The organism is Microbispora sp. ATCC PTA-5024, from assembly GCF_000511135.2.
Taxonomy (GTDB): domain Bacteria; phylum Actinomycetota; class Actinomycetes; order Streptosporangiales; family Streptosporangiaceae; genus Microbispora; species Microbispora corallina.
Map to the genome: position 1 here is coordinate 282,153 of NZ_KI866523.1, position 16,892 is coordinate 299,044.

At 72.4% G+C, this 16,892-nt stretch carries 18 protein-coding genes; 9 read left to right on the forward strand and 9 right to left on the reverse strand.

The window, feature by feature from the left end; all coding sequences use genetic code 11:
- Positions 1–50: 50 nt before the first annotated feature.
- Positions 51–332: a metal-sensitive transcriptional regulator gene (locus MPTA5024_RS13790; RefSeq protein WP_036324345.1), complete on the reverse strand. Its 282-nt coding sequence runs from the start codon at positions 330–332 to the stop codon at positions 51–53.
- Positions 333–464: 132 nt separating this feature from the next.
- Between MPTA5024_RS13790 and MPTA5024_RS13795 the strand changes: the two genes are divergently transcribed.
- The 3 genes from MPTA5024_RS13795 (at position 465) to MPTA5024_RS13805 (ending at position 2,646) form a co-directional block, all read left to right on the forward strand.
- Positions 465–1,517, forward strand: a complete 1,053-nt coding sequence (locus MPTA5024_RS13795) for a PP2C family protein-serine/threonine phosphatase (RefSeq protein ID WP_036324348.1) — start codon at positions 465–467, stop codon at positions 1,515–1,517.
- Positions 1,518–1,629: 112 nt separating this feature from the next.
- Positions 1,630–2,019 carry an STAS domain-containing protein gene (locus MPTA5024_RS13800; protein ID WP_051458150.1) on the forward strand — a complete coding sequence of 130 codons (390 nt, stop codon included), beginning with the start codon at positions 1,630–1,632 and terminating at the stop codon, positions 2,017–2,019.
- Positions 2,020–2,139: 120 nt separating this feature from the next.
- Complete coding sequence (locus MPTA5024_RS13805; protein WP_036324351.1) at positions 2,140–2,646, forward strand: MarR family winged helix-turn-helix transcriptional regulator; 507 nt, start codon at positions 2,140–2,142, stop codon at positions 2,644–2,646.
- Between the two features lie 177 nt (positions 2,647–2,823).
- Here MPTA5024_RS13805 and MPTA5024_RS13810 read toward each other — a convergent pair whose 3' ends face one another.
- The 6 genes from MPTA5024_RS13810 to MPTA5024_RS13835 all read right to left on the reverse strand — a co-directional run bounded on the left by MPTA5024_RS13810 (position 2,824) and on the right by MPTA5024_RS13835 (position 9,474).
- The gene (locus MPTA5024_RS13810) at positions 2,824–3,894 is read right to left on the reverse strand and encodes a glycosyltransferase (RefSeq protein WP_036324352.1); all 1,071 of its coding nucleotides are present in this window, start codon (positions 3,892–3,894) and stop codon (positions 2,824–2,826) included.
- The gene (locus MPTA5024_RS13815) at positions 3,891–4,685 is read right to left on the reverse strand and encodes a hypothetical protein (RefSeq protein ID WP_036324354.1); all 795 of its coding nucleotides are present in this window, start codon (positions 4,683–4,685) and stop codon (positions 3,891–3,893) included. Before MPTA5024_RS13815 ends, MPTA5024_RS13810 begins: the two co-directional genes overlap by 4 nt.
- A 160-nt stretch (positions 4,686–4,845) precedes the next feature.
- On the reverse strand, positions 4,846–6,948 hold the full coding sequence (locus tag MPTA5024_RS13820) for a (Fe-S)-binding protein (RefSeq protein WP_036324356.1): 2,103 nt from the start codon (positions 6,946–6,948) through the stop codon (positions 4,846–4,848).
- Positions 6,949–7,185: 237 nt separating this feature from the next.
- On the reverse strand, positions 7,186–7,851 hold the full coding sequence (locus MPTA5024_RS13825) for a TetR/AcrR family transcriptional regulator (RefSeq protein WP_232326460.1): 666 nt from the start codon (positions 7,849–7,851) through the stop codon (positions 7,186–7,188).
- Positions 7,848–8,618 carry a class I SAM-dependent methyltransferase gene (locus MPTA5024_RS13830; RefSeq protein ID WP_036324359.1) on the reverse strand — a complete coding sequence of 257 codons (771 nt, stop codon included), beginning with the start codon at positions 8,616–8,618 and terminating at the stop codon, positions 7,848–7,850. Before MPTA5024_RS13830 ends, MPTA5024_RS13825 begins: the two co-directional genes overlap by 4 nt.
- A 40-nt stretch (positions 8,619–8,658) precedes the next feature.
- Positions 8,659–9,474, reverse strand: coding sequence for a sugar phosphate isomerase/epimerase family protein (locus MPTA5024_RS13835; RefSeq protein WP_036324362.1), 816 nt, complete (start codon positions 9,472–9,474; stop codon positions 8,659–8,661).
- 154 nt (positions 9,475–9,628) lie between these two features.
- On the opposite strand from MPTA5024_RS13835, the gene MPTA5024_RS13840 reads away from it, so the two are divergent.
- The 5 genes from MPTA5024_RS13840 (at position 9,629) to disA (ending at position 13,812) form a co-directional block, all read left to right on the forward strand.
- A complete protein-coding gene (locus MPTA5024_RS13840; RefSeq protein WP_036324364.1) occupies positions 9,629–10,327 on the forward strand; it encodes a class I SAM-dependent methyltransferase in 699 nt (232 codons plus the stop codon).
- A 99-nt stretch (positions 10,328–10,426) separates the two neighbouring features.
- Entirely contained in the window at positions 10,427–10,807 is a 381-nt protein-coding gene (locus MPTA5024_RS13845) for a MerR family transcriptional regulator (protein WP_036324367.1), read from the forward strand.
- Positions 10,804–11,118 carry a thioredoxin gene (gene trxA, locus MPTA5024_RS13850; protein ID WP_036324370.1) on the forward strand — a complete coding sequence of 105 codons (315 nt, stop codon included), beginning with the start codon at positions 10,804–10,806 and terminating at the stop codon, positions 11,116–11,118. Before MPTA5024_RS13845 ends, trxA begins: the two co-directional genes overlap by 4 nt.
- Positions 11,119–11,221: 103 nt before the next feature.
- On the forward strand, positions 11,222–12,649 hold the full coding sequence (radA, locus tag MPTA5024_RS13855; RefSeq protein ID WP_232326461.1) for a DNA repair protein RadA: 1,428 nt from the start codon (positions 11,222–11,224) through the stop codon (positions 12,647–12,649).
- An 89-nt stretch (positions 12,650–12,738) separates the two neighbouring features.
- On the forward strand, positions 12,739–13,812 hold the full coding sequence (gene disA / locus MPTA5024_RS13860; protein ID WP_157099464.1) for a DNA integrity scanning diadenylate cyclase DisA: 1,074 nt from the start codon (positions 12,739–12,741) through the stop codon (positions 13,810–13,812).
- Between the two features lie 26 nt (positions 13,813–13,838).
- Here disA and MPTA5024_RS13865 read toward each other — a convergent pair whose 3' ends face one another.
- On the reverse strand, positions 13,839–14,543 hold the full coding sequence (locus MPTA5024_RS13865; protein WP_036324375.1) for a hypothetical protein: 705 nt from the start codon (positions 14,541–14,543) through the stop codon (positions 13,839–13,841).
- Between the two features lie 137 nt (positions 14,544–14,680).
- Here MPTA5024_RS13865 and MPTA5024_RS13870 point away from each other — a divergent pair, with 137 nt between their 5' ends.
- Positions 14,681–15,547 (forward strand): A/G-specific adenine glycosylase, encoded by an 867-nt coding sequence (locus MPTA5024_RS13870; RefSeq protein WP_036324378.1) that lies wholly within the window; start codon positions 14,681–14,683, stop codon positions 15,545–15,547.
- Positions 15,548–15,622: 75 nt separating this feature from the next.
- Here MPTA5024_RS13870 and MPTA5024_RS13875 read toward each other — a convergent pair whose 3' ends face one another.
- Positions 15,623–16,558: a TIM barrel protein gene (locus tag MPTA5024_RS13875; protein ID WP_036324381.1), complete on the reverse strand. Its 936-nt coding sequence runs from the start codon at positions 16,556–16,558 to the stop codon at positions 15,623–15,625.
- Positions 16,559–16,892: the final 334 nt, after the last annotated feature.

Sequence of the window (16,892 nt, forward strand, 5' to 3'; positions counted from 1 at the left end):
GACTAGGCAGTCGTCCTCCCGGCGGCCGGGTGCGCGACCGCAGGCGTCCGTCAGGAGCGGACGAGGCGGGCGATGGCCGCCGACGCCTCCTTGACCTTCTCCTCGGCCTGAGGGCCGCCGCCGGCCACCGCCTCGGCGACGCAGTGCGAGATGTGGTCCTCCAGAAGGCCGAGAGCCACCGCCTGCAGGGCGCGGGTCGCCGCGGAGACCTGAGTGAGGACGTCGATGCAGTAGGCGTCCTCGTCGACCATCCGCTGCAGTCCCCGGATCTGCCCCTCGATCCGCCGCAGCCGGGTGAGGTAGGCCTGCTTGTCTCCGCTGTACCCGTGCATGCCCCCACGATACCCACGACCCGTATCGCTCGCGCCGGGCGTCGCGCGGTACCCCCGGCAGGTAGGCCGCTTTACCAAGGGGTAGCTCGGGAGAGACCGGGGAAGGATTCTTGGACTGGCACGGAGCCGGCCATGGAGTCTGCGATGGAGTCCCAGACGATCCTCCGCTCGCTGCCCTTCGCCGTGATGGGGGCGGTGGCCGTCCTCGACCTGCTCGCCGGGCCCCGGCTCGGCTTCCTGTCCCTGCTCACGCTCGGCCCGGCGTTCGCCTCGGTGTCCGGCGGCGTACGGTACACGGCCGCCGTCGGCGGCATCGCGCTCGCCATCTGCCTGCCGCTGTCGATCTACGACCACCTGCTGGGCAGGCAGCAGAACATGATCACCTTCTTCACGATCGCCGGGGTCACCGCGGCCAGCATGCTCGCCAGCCGGCTGCGCACCCGGCGGGAGCGCGAGCTGGCGAACGTCCGTCTCGTCGCCGAGGCCGCCCAGCGGGTGCTGCTGCGCCCGGTGCCCCGCCGCGCCGGCGACCTGCGGATCGCCCTGTCGTACACCTCCGCCGCGGCGGACGCCCAGATCGGCGGGGACCTGTACGAGGTGGTCACGACGCCGCGCGGGGTGCGGCTGCTCGTGGGCGACGTCCAGGGCAAGGGGCTGGACGCGGTGGAGACCGCCGCCTGGGTGCTCGGCGCGTTCCGCGAGGCGGCCTACGACGAGGCCGAGCTCGCGGACGTGGGCGAACGGCTGGAGACGAGCCTCTCCCGGCACCTGGGCGGCGAGAAGTTCGTCACGGCCGTCCTCGCCGAGGTGCACGACGACGAGATCTCTTTGCTGAACTTCGGGCATCCGTCCCCGCTCGTGCTCGGCGGGGACGGCTCGGTCCACCCGGCCGAGCCGCAGGAGGAGGCGCCCCCGCTCGGGCTGGTCTCCCTCGGCTCGCCGAGGCCCAAGCCGTACAAGATCTGGTTCGCGGAGGGCGACCAGATCCTCTTCTACACCGACGGGGTCATCGAGGCGCGCGACGCGCGCGGGCGGTTCTACCCGCTGGAGGAACGGGCCGCGTCACTGCGGGCGGGCGAGCCGCAGGCGGCGCTGGACTGCCTTCGGGCGGACCTGCTCGCGCACGTCGGCGGGCCGCTCCCGGACGACGCGGCCATGCTGCTGCTGCGCAGGCAGCGGTCCTGACCGACGCCCATTCTTTGCCCTATGCAATGATTGGCCGATCGGCCGGTACAGTCGCAAACCGGGACGAGCCCCAGACCAGCACCACGCACGGGCAGCAGAGGCGGGCGGAATCATGGAGCAGGACAGGCCGCGGCCATCCGGCCAGCCGTTCTCGGCGTCCGCCCGGATACGCGGCGACGTCGTCGTGATCGAGATGGCGGGTCAGCTGGACATGATGTCGGCCTCCGCCCTGCGCTCCTGCCTCGCGCAGGCGGTGACGATGTCGGCCCCGCCGCGGATCGTGCTGGACGCCTCCCTGCTGACCTTCTGCGACTCCACCGGGGTGAGCGTGCTGATGGGGGCGCTGCCCGCGATCGGGGCGGCCGGCGGGCGGATGGCGCTGAGCGGCGTGCACGGCCGGCTGGGGCGGATCCTGCGCATCACGGGCCTGGAGGCGGAGCTGACCATCTTCGGGACCGTCGACGACGCCGCGGCCGACCTCGTACGACACCCTCCGGCCTGACCCCGGCGCCGCGGCCTCCCTCGCGCGACGCCCTCCCACGCCGCCTTCGCCGTCCCGGACACGTGTCCGGCGCCGGGCCGTGGTGCAATACCCCCGGGCGAACGGGAGGAGCGGGGGCACATGGCGGAGCAGGCGGGCGACGAGCCCACGGGCGACGATCTCGAAGCCGTGGCCTCGGCCGTGCTCACCGCGTCCCGCCTGCTGGTGGCCGTCTCGGCGCGGTCGCTGGCCGCGGTCGAGGACAGGGTGACCCTTCCCCAGTTCCGGATGCTGGTGGTCATCGGGCAGGGGGAGGCCACGCTCGTCCGCCTGGCCGACCGGCTCGGCGTCAACCCCTCCACCGCCATGCGCATGGTGGACCGGCTCTCCGCGACCCGTCTCGTGCGGCGTGAGGTGAACCCGAACGACCGCCGGGAGACGCTCGTCGGCCTGACGCCCGAAGGACGGCGGATCGTGGGGGAGGTGACGGCCCGCCGCACGGCGGAGATCACCGCGATCGTCGGACGCATGCCCCCGGAGCAGCGCCGGGCGCTGGTCGTGGCCATGCGGGCCTTCACCGAGGCGGGGGGCGAGCCGCCCGCCGGCGGGTCGTCGCCGCTCGGCTGGCCCGACCTCCCGCCCGCCTGATCGGCCGCCCAGCCCGGACGAGGTGCGCCGGTCCCGGAAGCGCAGGCCCAACGGCGCCCAGGCCGGACGAGGTGCGTCGGTCCCGGAAGCGCGGGCCCAACGGCACCGAGGCCGGACGGGGTGCGTCGTCGCGGGAGCGCAGGCCGTACTTACGCCGCCCAGGCCGGACGGGGTGCGTCAGTCGCGGGAGCGCAGGCCGTACATGAGCTCCTGCCAGCGGGCCGCGACGGCCGGCGCGGCGTACGCGGAGGCGGTCTCCAGCGCCCCGGCGGCGAGCGCCATGCGGCGGCGCTCGTCGTCCACGAGGGCGAGCAGCGCCCCGGCGTACGACTCGACGTCTCCCTCGGGGACCAGCACGCTGTCGTGGCCGGCGCGGAGGATCTCCGACGAGCCCCGCGACCCGGCGAACCCGACGATCGGGACCCCGCAGCCCAGCGCCTCGAGCACCGCCATCCCGAGCCCCTCATGGCGGGCGGGCGCGGCCACGATCGACGCTTTGGCGAACTCGCCGGGCAGGTCGGGCGTGGTGCCCATGAAGTAGACGTGGTTGTGCAGGTCGAGGTCGCGGACCAGTGCGCGCAGGCGCCGCTCCTCCGGCCCGCTGCCGTAGAGCCGCAGCCGCCAGTCGGGCCGCTTGTCCGCGACGACGGCGAACGCCCTGATCAGCCGGTCGTACGATTTGCCCGGGACGAGCCGGCCGCCGGCGCTGACGATGCGGTTGTCCATTCGCGAGCGCGGCCACGGGCCCGCGGGCAGCGGATCGGGGATGGCGTGGACGGACAGTTCGTCGTCGAGCAGCCGCGCCCACTCCTGCCGGCTGCTCTCTCCGCTGGTCACCACCGCGTCGAGCCGGGGGTAGAAGCGGCGGACGGGGCCGGGCACGGACGGCCGCCCCCACTCCCTGGCGATGCGGACGACGTGCCGCGGCGCGTGCCGCGCGGACTGCAGGCTCAGCCCGGGCCGGCCGGTGACCAGCACGTCGGCCCGCAGCCCCCGCAGCATCCGCCACAGGGCCACCTCGATCCGCACCTGCCCGCGCGGCAGCAGGTGGCGCGCGCCGGGACGGGCGTCGACGAGCCAGCGCATGGACACCCGGCGGTCGACGGGGAAGAACGCCGTCTCCCTCGTCCGCCGGACGCTCACGACCTCCACCTCGTGACGGACGGCGAGCTCGCTCGCGAGGTTCAGCGTGGACCGGGCGTCGCCGCGCATGCCGTACGCCGTGGGGACGAGGAAGGTGATCTTCACACGCCCACCTCGAGCCGCAACTCGTCGTCGGCCGTGAAGCTGGGCCGGATGGGCACCCCGTCCACCAGCGCCCTCGGGTAGTGGACCCGGCGGCGCTTGCCCTCGACGTCGTCCAGCCGCGCGCCCAGCGGCATCCGGCCGTCGACGCCGTCGACCTGGAGGGAGGGCTCCCAGACGCCCTGGGAGTCGGGCGTCGCGGCGAGCACGTCGCACAGCGACAGCGCCGCGTGGAAGCGGACCCCCTTGACCGTGGCCGCGACGGTCACCGTCGCCTCGTCGTCGCTGTGCCGCAGCGCCAGCGTGGCCTCGCGCGGCTGGTCGTCGTCGTCGAGCCCGGTGTACGCGAGGAGCCCGGTCACCTCGAACCTGCCCTCACGGAACCAGACGGCCCTCACGTCGGCCACCGGCTCCGCCTCGTCGATCTTTATGGCGAGGAAGCCGTTGCGGGTCCGGTAGGCGCGGTAGGCCATCGTCCGCCTGCCCAGCGCGTACGCGTCGAGGCGGTCGAGCGAGAAGCCGGGGTCCACGCTCTGGATGCGGTCGCGGGGGCCCTCCTGCTCCAGGTAGGCGTCCCAGCGGCCGGGGGTCAGGTCCAGCGGGGCGAGCGACACCGCCACGCTCGCGTCCCGCGCCCGCCCCCGCGGGGTGCCGAGTGTGACCTGCCGCTCCACACCGGTCGTCCGGTGGCGCAGGACGAGCCGGGTGCCGTCGGTGAGCGGTTCCTCGATCGCCAGGCGCAGGGAGAGGACGTCGGCCAGCGTGACCTCCGCGTCGGTAACGACAACGCCCACCGTCCAGCCCCCTCCCCGTCGATTGAGCCAACGTTGAGGTTACCGTGATTTTCCTGTTATGTGGAGAAAGGCTTTGCCGGTGGTGGCCGCGAAGTCACCTTTTTCTGTCGAACTGACAGGTGAATTCAACAAATAGTGCGCACCACCGGCAAAGGGCGGTTTAACCGGCCTTGACGGATTTGATGAGGAGCTGGGCCACGTCCACGACCTCCAGCGACTCCTTGGCCTGACCCGCGTTCTTCTTCTCGTTGATCGCGTCGCCGAGCATGACGAGACAGAACGGGCATGCGGTCGACACGGTGTCGGGATCGGTGGTCAGCGCCTCGTCCACGCGCTCGGTGTTGATGCGCTTGCCGATGCGCTCCTCCATCCACATGCGGGCGCCGCCCGCGCCGCAGCAGAAGCCCCGCTCCTTGCACCGGTGCATCTCCTGCGTCTGGACGCCCGGCACCTTCGCCATGATGTCGCGAGGCTGGGCGTACACCTTGTTGTGGCGGCCGAGGAAGCACGGGTCGTGGTAGGTGATCTTCTGCTCGATCGGCGTGACCGGGGTGAGCCGGCCCTCCTCGACCAGGTGCGACAGCAGCTGGGTGTGGTGGACGACCTCGTAGGACCCCCCGAGCTGCGGATACTCGTTGGCCAGGGTGTTGAAGCAGTGCGGGCAGGTGGCGACGATCTTCTTGACCCCCGCCTCGTTGAGGGTCTCGATGTTCTGCTGGGCGAGCATGGTGAACAGGAACTCCATGCCCAGGCGGCGGGCCGGGTCGCCCGAGCACGCCTCCATCGGGCCGAGCACACCGAACTTCACGCCCGCGATGTGCAGCAGCTCCGCAACGGCCTTGGTCGTCTTCTTGGCCCGGTCCTCCAGGGCGCCGGCGCAGCCGACCCAGAACAGGTACTCGACGTCGTCGGGCATCGTCGAGTCGATGACCGGGACCTCGAAGTCGAGCTCCTCGATCCACTCGGCCCGCTTCATCTCGGACATCCCCCACGGGTTGCCCTTGTTCTCGAGGTTCTTGAGCATGACGCCCGCCTCGGACGGGAACGACGACTCGATCATGACCTGGTAGCGGCGCATGTCGAGGATGTGGTCGATGTGCTCGATGTCGACCGGGCACTGCTCGACGCACGCGCCGCAGTTGGTGCACGACCACAGCACATCGGGGTGGATGACGCCGTCCTCGCCCACCAGCGGCTTGTCCAGCAGGGCGAGCACGTCCTCGGAGAAGCCCTCCTTCTCCTTCTCCCCCGCCAGCAGGTACGGCGCGACTGCGAAGGCGTGGTCGCGCTGGTCGAGGATGAGCATCTTCGGCGACAGCGGCTTGTCGGTGTTCCAGGCCGGGCACTGCGACTGGCAGCGGCCGCACTCGGTGCAGGTGTAGAAGTCGAGGAAGCCCTTCCACGAGGTGTCGGAGATCTTGCCCCGGCCGAAGACGTCGACCTCGGGGTCGGCCTCCTCGAAGTCCAGCACCTGGCCGTTGGAGCGCATGGGCTGCGCCGGCCCCAGGCCGTCGGGACGGCGGGAGAACAGCACGTTCAGCGGCGCGGTGAAGATGTGCAGGTGCTTGGAGTTCACCACGATCACGAGGAACACCAGCATGACGCCGATGTGCAGGAGCAGGCCGACCGACTCCAGGACCTCACTCGTGGGGAGGACCCTGGCCACCAGGTCCGACGCGAAGGCGCCCGACTTGTACGGGAAGTTTCCGGTGTTGACGGCCGATCCCCGGAACAGGAACATCGTCCAGATCACATTGAAGATCATGAACAGGATGAGCCAGGCCCCGCCGAGGTGCGAGCCGGAGAACCGCGATCCGCGGCCGAGCTTCTTCGGCGAGTTCTTCACCCGGATCGCGGCGAAGGCGATCAGGCCGATCAGCGCGGCGACCGCGATGAAATCCTGAAGGAATCCGAGAATGGGCCAGGTGCCGATGATCGGAATGTGGAAATCGGGCTTACCGGTGATCGCTCCCTGGATGAGAGCGCCGTACGCCTCGAGATAAACGGTGGCCAGGATGAAGAAGGCCCACATGACGAAGAAGTGCGCGGTGCCGGACGGAGTCCACTTCAGCAGCTTCCGCTGCCCGAACACCTCGACCAGTTGCGCCCTGATCTCGGCGCCCACGTGCTCCTTGGCGTACGCGACACGCTCCGGGGCCGGCTGGCCGCTGGTGGCGAGCCTGTAGAGGAACAGCACGCGACGGCCCGCCAGCGCGACCGCGGCCACGGTCCCGACGAGCCCGACTATCGCTACCCAGAGCACGGGTGCCTCCCATATCCGACGCTTGGCTGCCAGCGTATGTCCGCCGGTCATCCACAGTGACGACGAGGTCGCGCCCTGTGGAAATGCCCGACGAGGGCACACCGAATGGTACCCGCCGGTAACTTGTGTTCCGTCACCGATCGGCCGTGGCGCACGTCACTGTTTCCGCCCGGCTGCCATGCCGGCATCCCGAGAAGATCGATACTAGAACAAAGCTCTGTAGCCCGATAAGGGGGGTCAGCCGCCGGAGACGCCGGGGCCGGCCGCGTCGCCCCGGCCCGGCTCGTCGAGGTAGCGCTGGATCGTCGGGGCGAGCAGCTCCACCAGGTCCTCGATCTCGGCCGACGCCAGCGGCTCCAGGCGGAGGATGTACCGCATCATGACCACGCCCATCATCTGCCCGAAGGCCGCCTGCAGCCGCAGCGGCGGGATGTCCAGGCCGGCCCCGATGCGGGCCAGGATCGCGGTCGTGAAGAACTCGCGGATCATCGCCGCGGCCTCGTCGTTGACCACGGCCGTGCGGACCACCCCGAGCATCTGCTCACGGGAGGTGGGGTCGGAGGTCATCGTCAGGATGAACCGCACCACCCGCTCGCCGATCTCCTCCCGGGGCCCGGCGAGGAGTCCGGGGATCACCGCCGTGGGCTCCGCCGGCAGCTTCATGGCCGCGACGAACATGCCCTCCTTGGTGTCGAAGTAGTGGTGCACCAGGGCCGGGTCGACCCCGGCCTCCCGGGCGATGCCGCGGATGGTCGCCTTGTCGAACCCCTTCTCGGCGAAGACCCGGCGGGCGGCGGCCAGGATCTCCCCGCGGGTGTCGGCCGAGCCGGGACGGCGGCCGGGCCGCCGGCGCCGCTCGGTCACCTCGCCCTGCCCCCGGGCCCGGGCCCGTCCTTCGGTCACCTGGTGCGCCCCGTCGCGAGGTAGACCCGCATGGGGACGGTCAGCCGGCCGTCGGCGAACACCTTGGCGAGCTCGGCGCGCTCGCGGGCGACCAGCTCGCCGGCCTCCCCCGCGTCGAGCCGGGCAACGTAGGAGTGCGAGCGCAGATCGGTCAGGAAGTCGTCGAGCAGCACGGAGCGGGTCCAGCCCACCCACGTCTCGGCCACGTCGAGCCCGGCGTCCCCCATGGCCTCGGCGATCGGCGGCATGCTCCACCCGGGCAGGGCCGGCCCGACGTACCCGTCGCACGACTCCGCCAGCCGCACGTGGTAGGCCGCGAGCCAGTCGGCCCTGCCGGCGTCCACCGTGTTCCACCAGCCGGCCACCGCGCCGCCTCGCCTGAGCACCCGTACGGCCTCGGCGACCGACAGCGCGGGGTCGAGCCAGTGCCACGACTGGGCGTACGTCACCAGGTCGGCCACGCCGTCGCGGAACGGCAGCTCGTTGCCGTCGGACAGCAGCACTCCGCAGGAGGTGCGGGCCCTCAGCACGGACAGCATCCGGGCCGCCCGGTCGACGGCGAGGACCCGGGCGCCGCGGTCGAGCATGCCCCGGGTGGAGATGCCGGTGCCCGCGCCCACGTCCACGACCCGGGCCCCCGCCAGCCGTACGCCGGACAGGTCCTGCAGGGCGACGTAGAGCGCCTCCGGGTAGTGCGGCCGGGCCGCGTCGTACTCCTCGGCGACCCGGTCGAAGACGAGGTGGCTCTCCTCGACTCCCTCGGTCACCGCTCCTCCAGGGCGACAGGGCCGCGGGCCGGCGATCCGCTCATGCCGTCGTGGGGGAGGCGGCGAAGTGGAGGCGGGCGAAGGCGAGCGCCTCGGTGAGGTCGTCGATCCGCTCGGTGCGGCTGGCGGCCTTGCGCGTGTTGATCTCCAGCACGATCAGGCCGCGGTAACCGCTGCCGGCCAGGCGCTCCAGGATCGGGGCGCAGGGCTGGGAGCCCCTGCCGGGGACGAGGTGCTCGTCCTTGTTGGTGGTGCCGACGCCGTCGGCCAGGTGCAGGTGGGCCAGGCGGTCGCCGAGCTTGGCGGTCATCTCCAGCGCGTCGGAGCCCGACACCGCCGTGTGCGACAGGTCGAGCGTCACCTGGGGGAAGTCGTAGTCGACCGGGTTCCAGTCGGGCGCGTACGGGACGACCTCGTTGCCGCGGGCCCGCAGGGGGAACATGTTCTCGACCGCGAACACCACGTCGGTCTCCTCGCGCATCCGCGCGAGTCCGGCCTCGAACTCCCTGGCGTAGTCGCGCTGCCAGCGGAACGGCGGGTGGACCACGACGGTCTGCGCGCCCAGCCGCTCGGCCGCCTCGCGCGCCCGGCGCAGCTTGATCCAGGGGTCGCGGCCCCACACCCGCTGCGTGACCAGCAGGCACGGCGCGTGCACGGCGAGGATCGGGATCCGGTAGTGGTCGCTGAGCCGCTGCAGGACCTCCACGTCCTGGCTGACCGGGTCCTGCCCCACCATGATCTCGACACCGTCGTATCCGATGCGGGCGGCCAGCTCGAAGGCGTCCGGCGTCCGCTCCGGGTACACCGACGCCGTCGACAGCGCAACCTTCGCGTTGGGCACGCGGATGTCACTCATGACGTCGCCCTCTCAACGGGCACATTCCAGCCCCCATGGCCGTGGCCGTCCGTTCGTTCCCTGCGCCCGTTCACGGATCCAGCCTAAGCCGGACCCGGCCCCGTTGACGCGTCGCCACAATGATGTACCCAAGATCGCCAACTATCGTTGGGCCATGGTTCGGATCGCGAACGGGGCCGTACCCAGCCCGAACATCTGGAACTCCCCCGAGGTGTACGAGGTGGAGAACCGCGCGGTGGGCCCGGAGGGCGCGGTCGAGGCCGCGATGCGGGCCGTGCGTCCCTGGGACGGCGGCCACGTCCTCGACGTCGGCTGCGGCGCCGGGTTCCACCTGCCGGCGATGGCGGCCGAGGCCGTCCGGGTCGTCGGCGTGGAGCCGCACGCCGGCCTCGCCGCGCAGGGCGCCGCCCGGTGCGCGCATCTGGGGAACGTCTCCGTGCGGACGGGCACGGCGCAGGCCCTGCCCGTCCCGGACGCGTCCGTGGACGTGGCGGTTGCTCGCTGGGCGTACTTCTTCGGACCCGGCTGCGAGCCCGGACTGCGGGAGCTCGCCCGGGTCATGCGCAGGGGCGGCGCCGCGTTCGTGGTCGACCTGGACGGCTCACGCGGCGCCTTCGGCCGCTGGTTCCGCAGGTCGGTGCCGTCGTACTCCCCTGAGGCCGTCGAGCGGTTCTGGTCCCGGCAGGGGTGGCAGCGGCGGGAGCTCGACCTGCGGATGTCCTTCTCCTCCCGTGCCGACCTGGAGGCCGTGCTGCGGATCGAGTTCACGCCGGAGGTCGCGCGGGCGGCGGCGGAGGAGACCGAGGGTCTGGAGATCCCCTACCCCAACGTGCTGCGGTGGCGCCGTTTCTGACGGCCTGGGATGAATCCGGCCCCGGCGGGGGCTTGACCTTGACACCGGCGTCAACGCTTACGGTCGTGGCGACAGGGGCCGGGGAGGGGCCGGGAGGACATGCGGATCGGCGAGCTGGCGCGACGGGCCGGGGTGAGCACCCGGGCCCTGCGCTACTACGAGCAGCAGGGGCTCATCAGGGCCCGGCGGTCGGCGAACGGGTACCGGGAGTACGACGAGGGCGACGTGCGCCTCGTCACGGAGATCCGCGCGCTGATGGCGGTCGGGTTCACGCTGGAGGACGCCCGGCCGTTCGTGGAGTGCCTGCGCTCGGGACACGCGTCGGGGGGCTCCTGCCCGGAGTCCGTGGCGGTCTACCGGCGCAAGCTCGCCGAGATCGACGGCGAGATCCGCGCCCTGCTTGCCCGCCGGTCCGAGGTGGCCGCCCAGCTGGCCGAGGCCTGCCCGGGCTGCCTGGTGACGCGACGAGGAGAACCATGATCACACTGACGGCCGACAACTTCGAGGAGCAGGTGCTGCGCAGCGACCGGCCGGTGCTGGTCGACTTCTGGACCGACTGGTGCCCGCCCTGCAAGATGATCGCGCCGATCCTGGAGGAGATCGCCGACGAGTACGCCGGGCGCCTCACGGTCGCCAAGCTCGACGCCGAGGAGCATCCGGAGATCGCCCAGCGGTACGGCGTGCTGGGCTTCCCCACGCTGAACCTCTACCGGAACGGCGAGGTCGTCCGGCAGATCGTCGGCGCCCGGCCCAAGCGCCTGCTGCTGGCCGATCTCGAGGGCCACATCTGACGCCTCACGACGGGCCGGGCGGCCTTCCTGGACCGCCGGATGCGGGCGGCCCGTGCCCGGGTGTGAGCGCGGAATGTCGGCCGCGGCCGGTAGCCTCCCGGTCGTGACCAAGGCAGCGAAGACGACCTACCGGTGCGGCGAGTGCGGCTGGACGACCGTCAAGTGGGTCGGCCGGTGCGGCGAGTGCCAGGCGTGGGGCACGGTCGAGGAGGCGGGCGCGCGGCAGGGCGTCCACGTCGTCAGGCCCGGCGCCGTGTCGGCCCCCGCCGTCCCCATCGGCGAGGTCAAGGCCGAGGTCGCGCACGCCCGCACCACGGGGGTCCCCGAACTCGACCGCGTCCTCGGCGGCGGCCTCGTCGCCGGCGCCGTCGTGCTGCTGGCCGGCGAGCCGGGCATCGGCAAGTCCACGCTGCTGCTGGAGGCGGCCGCCCGCACCGCGGCCGGCGAGACCGTGCTCTACGTCACCGGCGAGGAGTCGGCCTCCCAGGTCCGCATGCGGGCCGACCGCATCGGCGCCATCGAGGACCGCCTCTACCTCGCCGCCGAGACCGATTTGGCGGCGCTGGTCGCCCACGTCGAGAAGGTGCGGCCCGGCCTGCTGATCGTCGACTCGGTGCAGACGATCGGCTCGGCCGACGCCACGGGCGTGCCCGGGGGCGTCACCCAGGTCCGCGAGGTGGCCGGCAACCTCGTCCGGCTCGCCAAGGAGCGGGGCATGGCGACGGTGCTCGTCGGTCACGTGACCAAGGACGGCTCGATCGCCGGCCCCCGCGTGCTGGAGCACCTGGTCGACGTCGTCCTCCACTTCGAGGGCGACCGCAACTCCCGTCTGCGCATGGTGCGCGCGGTGAAGAACAGGTTCGGCCCGATCGAGGAGGTCGGGTGCTTCGACCTGCACGAGCGCGGCATCACCGGGATCGCCGACCCGAGCGGGCTGTTCGTCTCACGCCACCCGGAACCGGTGCCGGGCACGTGCGTCACGGTCACCATCGAGGGCACCCGGCCGATCCCGGCCGAGCTGCAGGCCCTGGTCGGCCCGACCGAGGCCCCGCAGCCGAGGCGCACCTCCTCCGGGCTCGACTCCTACCGGGTCGCGATGGTGCTCGCCGTGATGGAGCGGCGGCTCAACGCCAAGATCGGCAAGTGCGACGTGTTCACCGCGACCGTCGGCGGCATCCGGCTGACCGACCCCGCCGTCGACCTGGCCCTCATGCTGTCGGTGGTGAGCGCGGCCGGCGACACGGCGCTGCCGACAGGGCTGGTGGCGCTCGGCGAGGTGGGCCTGGCGGGCGAGCTGCGGCCGGTGCGCGACGTGCGGCGGCGGCTCGCGGAGGCGGCCCGCCTCGGGTTCACCCGCGCCCTGGTGCCGGCCGGATCTCTGGAGGACGACGCCCCCCGGCTGGAGCGCTCGCAGAGCCGCGGCCACCTGGTCGCGCTGCGCGAGCCGGCCGCCCGCACCACGTCGTTCACCCCGGGCTTCGAGGTGACCGAGGTGCAGAACGTGTGGGATGCCCTCACGCACGTAAGGTGAAGGCTCTGTTACGCCGGTAAGCTTGATGACGTCATTGAGCCCGCAGGGGCGTTCGCAGGCGGGGTAGCCGTCCCGACCGCAGGGGTCACGTGCTGGACAACGACAAGGGATCCGACGACCACAGGAGAGCCGTGCTCGCCGCGGTCGCTCCGGGCACCGCCCTCCGGGACGGCCTGGAGCGCATCCTGCGCGGCCACACCGGCGGCCTGATCGTGCTGGGCTACGACCGCGTCGTCGAGGGCATCTGCACCGGCGGTTTCGAGCTGGACGTGGAGTTCTCCGCGACCCGCCTGCGCGAGCTGGCCAAGATGGACGGCGCGATCGTACTCGACAGCGGGCCGCTGCGGATCGTCCGGGCGGCCGTCCACCTCGTGCCCGACTCCGGCATCCCCACCGACGAGTCGGGCACCCGCCACCGCACCGCGCAGCGGGTGGCCAAGCAGACCGGTCACCCGGTGATCTCGATCAGCAAGTCGATGCGGATCATCGCCCTCTACCTCGACGGCGTCCGCTACGTGCTGGAGGAGTCGGCCGCGATCCTGTCGAAGGCCAACCAGGCGCTCGCCACCCTCGAGCGCTACAAGTCCCGGCTCGACGAGGTCTCGGGCACGCTGTCGGCCCTGGAGATCGAAGACCTGGTGACCGTGCGCGACGTCGCGGTCGTCGTCCAGCGGCTGGAGATGGTCCGCCGGATCGCCGGGGAGATCGAGGGATACGTCGTCGAGCTCGGCACCGACGGCCGTCTGCTGTCCCTCCAGCTGGAGGAGCTGGTGGCCGGGGTCGAGCCCGACCGCGAGCAGATCATCCGTGACTACGTGCCCGACCCGCCCGACCACCTGGAGGCGATGCGGGAGCTCGACGAGCTGTCCTCCACCGGTCTGCTCGACCTGTCGAAGGTCGCCGGGATCCTCGGCTACACGGGGGCCGACGCGCTCGACCGCCCCGTCAGCCCCCGGGGGTTCCGCCTGCTCGCCAAGGTGCCGCGGCTCCCCGGCACGATCGTCGACCGGCTCGTCGACCACTTCGGCGGCCTGCAGAAGCTGCTGGCCGCCAGCACCGACGACCTCCAGTCCGTCGGGGGCGTCGGGGAGACGCGCGCCCGCAGCGTCCGCGAGGGCCTGTCCCGGCTGGCCGAGTCGTCCATCCTTGAGCGCTATCTGTAGACCTCCGCGCGGGGACCGCCGCCGGTTCAGCGGAGGTGGAAGACCACGCGCGAACTCCTGATCGGCCCGGCGTGGGCGGTCGCCACGTAGGTCCCCGGGCCGGCCGCCGGCCGCTTGCCCTCGCAGTCGGTGCCCGACCTGTGCCGGTCCCACCGGATCGTGCGTACGAACGGGATGCCGCGCTCGAGCATCTGGCGGTCCACGCCGTCACCCGCCACGCAGTCGGCGGTGGACCAGACGCGCTGCCCGCCCGACAGCACCCGCATCTCCAGCGTCCGCGGCCCCAGGTCGACCGTGCACTCCATCCGTCCGGTGCTCACGACGGTCAGCACGAACGTCGGCGCGCTGTCCCTGCCGTACACGTCCTGGCCGCTCTGCAATGCGAGGACCAGGTCCTTGGCGTCGCAGGGATCGCCGGGACGGCGCGGCTTCGGCGGCGGCGCGGACGGCGAGGGCGAGCCGGTCGCGCCCGGCGAGAGGGAGGGCGCGCTCGGAGAAGGTGAGGGGATCTTCGACGCGAGAGCCGAGGGAAGCGCGACGACCATCGTGTCGCCGGGCCCCGGCGTCGCCCTCACGGACTTGGCGGCGTCCGGTTTCCCGGAGGCGCTGCTGCAGGCCCACGCCACCACCGCCACGACGACGAGCATTCCCGTGAGCACCGACACCCGGCGGCGCCAGTAGACGTCCGCCCCTTCGACACCCACATCACCACGGAACGTGTCCGGATCCATGCGGACAGTATGAGGAGCCGTGGCGCGGCGGGGGCAAAGACTCGCCGTCCCGTGCCCGTTCGCAGGGGAAACCCTGGCCCTGGCTGTCCACAAGCTTTCCCTAATCGGTCGCGGACGGGCGGCGATAGGGTCGGACGGTGTCCGTCTCACTGCGCGAGCCCATCCTCGACTGGTACGCCGAGCACAACCGCGACCTGCCGTGGCGCCGGCCGGACGCCACCCCCTGGGGCATCCTGGTCAGCGAGATCATGCTCCAGCAGACGCCGGTCGCGCGGGTCCTGCCGGTGTGGACGGAGTGGATGGAGCGCTGGCCCACCCCGGAGGCGCTCGCGAAGGAGTCTCCGGGCGAGGCCGTGCGGCACTGGGGGCGTCTCGGCTACCCGCGCCGGGCCCTCAACCTCCACGCCTGCGCCCGGGCCGTCACCGAGACGCACGGCGGCCGGGTGCCCTCGTCGTACGAGGAGCTGCGCGCCCTCCCGGGCATCGGGGACTACACGGCCGCGGCGGTGGCCAGCTTCGCGTACGGCGGCAGCCACGCCGTCCTGGACACCAACGTCCGGCGCGTGCTCGCGCGGACCGTCCGGGGCGAGGAGTACCCGCCCAAGGCCACCACGTCGGCCGAGCGGCGGCTCGCCGAGTCGCTGATCCCGCCGGTCGGGGCGCCCCGCTGGGCGGTCGCGGTCATGGAACTGGGCGCGCTCGTCTGCACCGCCCGCGCGCCGCGCTGCGAGCGCTGCCCCGTCGCCTCGCTGTGCGCGTGGCGGCTCGCCGGACGGCCCGCCCACGACGGTCCCGTACGGCAGGGCCAGACGTACGCCGGGACCGACCGGCAGTGCCGCGGTCGGCTGCTGGCCGTTCTGCGGGAGGCCCACGGCCCGGTGCCCAAGGACGCCCTGGACGCGGTGTGGGCCGACCACGCGCAGCGCGAGCGGGCCCTGGACGGCCTCCTCGACGACGGCCTCGCCGAGGTCCTCCCCGACGGCACCTACCGCCTCCCCGCCTGACCCTCTCCCGTACGCACGACGGGCCGGTCCGCCGCGCGCGACGACGACGCGGCGGGCGGGCGACGACGCGGAGTGTCAGGCGGCGAGCTTGAGACCGAGGGCGGTGAGGTTGCGGCGGGTCCAGTCGAGCTCGTCGGCCAGGCGGGCCACGAGCGCCGCCGGGCCCTTCGACTTCGGCGCGGTGCCGTCGTGCGCCTCGACCTCGATGTGGGCCGTGCCGTTGACCGCGCCGGACAGGATCGCGTTCAGCGTGTCCTGGATCACCGGCTGCGTGCTCGGGATCTCCTGCCCGTGGTCGTGCACGTGGTTGAGCTTCACCACGGGCGCGCCGGCGAGGGCGAGGCCCCGCAGCGCGGCGTCCGGCTCCTCCGCCCCGCACGACAGGTGGCAGGCGTCGAGGCACACGCCGAGGTGCTCGGAGTCGATGTCGCAGACCCGCTCGAGCGCCTGCTCCGTGGTCTCAAGGACGCAGCCCGGCCACGGCTCGAACCCCACGCGGATGGTCTTGCCGGTCACGCTGTAGAGGCCGCGCAGCTCGCGGGAGAGCCGCTCCAGCCGGCGGGAGGCGATCGAGTGCAGGTCGGCCGGCCAGTCGCGGCGCCAGCCGATCGGGATCGTCGAGATGCTGCCGGACTGCACGTCGTCGGGCAGCAGGAAGGCGAGGATCCGCGCCAGCGACATCGTGTACCGGTACCGCTCGGGCTTGGCCCAGTCGGGGCCGGGGACGTCCTGGTTGCGGCCGCCCGTGCCGTTCAGGCTGACGACCTCCAGGCCGCGCTCCTCCAGCGAGCGGCGCAACCGGACCAGTTCGATGCGGTCGGCGATGAGGTGGTCGGCGACGGCGGGCGCGAGCCACAGGCCGATCCCCAGCCGCTCGACGCCGAGCCTCCTGCGCACCGGGACGGCGTAACGAGTGAGGTGGGCGATCAGGTTCTCCAGGTCCTCGGCGGGATGTACGCCCGCGTTGTAGGCCAGGTGAACGAGCGTCCCGTCGTCGTGCAACAGGCGCATCAGGTGCCTCCCAGGGCTTCGTGCACTGTCGGACCTCATCGGCCCACGCGGTGAATCCGCGTGGAACGGCGGTCCTCCTGCCGCCGGGATCCGCCCGGCACCGACCGAGCTTCCCCCGCGCACTGCGGTTCCCGCGTCCGCCCCGCAGCGGATTGTCCGGTACGCCGCGGGGATGACATGGGAACGTCCGGGCCGCGTTCGGAGAGCCGAAGCCGATGGGCGCCCATCCCTGAGACGCAGCCGACTCTACAGAGTGTAGTACTACGTTTGGTGGTGTGATACCGGATCGACCGAAAGATCTCACTCGAACACGAGGCCTCGCGTGAGTCGTCAC

What these genes read in the sequence shown, in the direction of transcription:
- MPTA5024_RS13795 (WP_036324348.1), top strand. Translation starts at nt 465, where the DNA reads ATGGAGTCTGCGATGGAGTCCCAGACGATCCTCCGCTCGCTGCCCTTC.
- MPTA5024_RS13835 (WP_036324362.1), bottom strand. Translation starts at nt 9,474, where the DNA reads ATGAGTGACATCCGCGTGCCCAACGCGAAGGTTGCGCTGTCGACGGCG.
- trxA (WP_036324370.1), top strand. Translation starts at nt 10,804, where the DNA reads ATGATCACACTGACGGCCGACAACTTCGAGGAGCAGGTGCTGCGCAGC.
- MPTA5024_RS13800 (WP_051458150.1), top strand. Translation starts at nt 1,630, where the DNA reads ATGGAGCAGGACAGGCCGCGGCCATCCGGCCAGCCGTTCTCGGCGTCC.
- MPTA5024_RS13875 (WP_036324381.1), bottom strand. Translation starts at nt 16,558, where the DNA reads ATGCGCCTGTTGCACGACGACGGGACGCTCGTTCACCTGGCCTACAAC.
- MPTA5024_RS13790 (WP_036324345.1), bottom strand. Translation starts at nt 332, where the DNA reads ATGCACGGGTACAGCGGAGACAAGCAGGCCTACCTCACCCGGCTGCGG.
- MPTA5024_RS13805 (WP_036324351.1), top strand. Translation starts at nt 2,140, where the DNA reads ATGGCGGAGCAGGCGGGCGACGAGCCCACGGGCGACGATCTCGAAGCC.
- MPTA5024_RS13865 (WP_036324375.1), bottom strand. Translation starts at nt 14,543, where the DNA reads ATGGATCCGGACACGTTCCGTGGTGATGTGGGTGTCGAAGGGGCGGAC.
- MPTA5024_RS13840 (WP_036324364.1), top strand. Translation starts at nt 9,629, where the DNA reads ATGGTTCGGATCGCGAACGGGGCCGTACCCAGCCCGAACATCTGGAAC.
- MPTA5024_RS13845 (WP_036324367.1), top strand. Translation starts at nt 10,427, where the DNA reads ATGCGGATCGGCGAGCTGGCGCGACGGGCCGGGGTGAGCACCCGGGCC.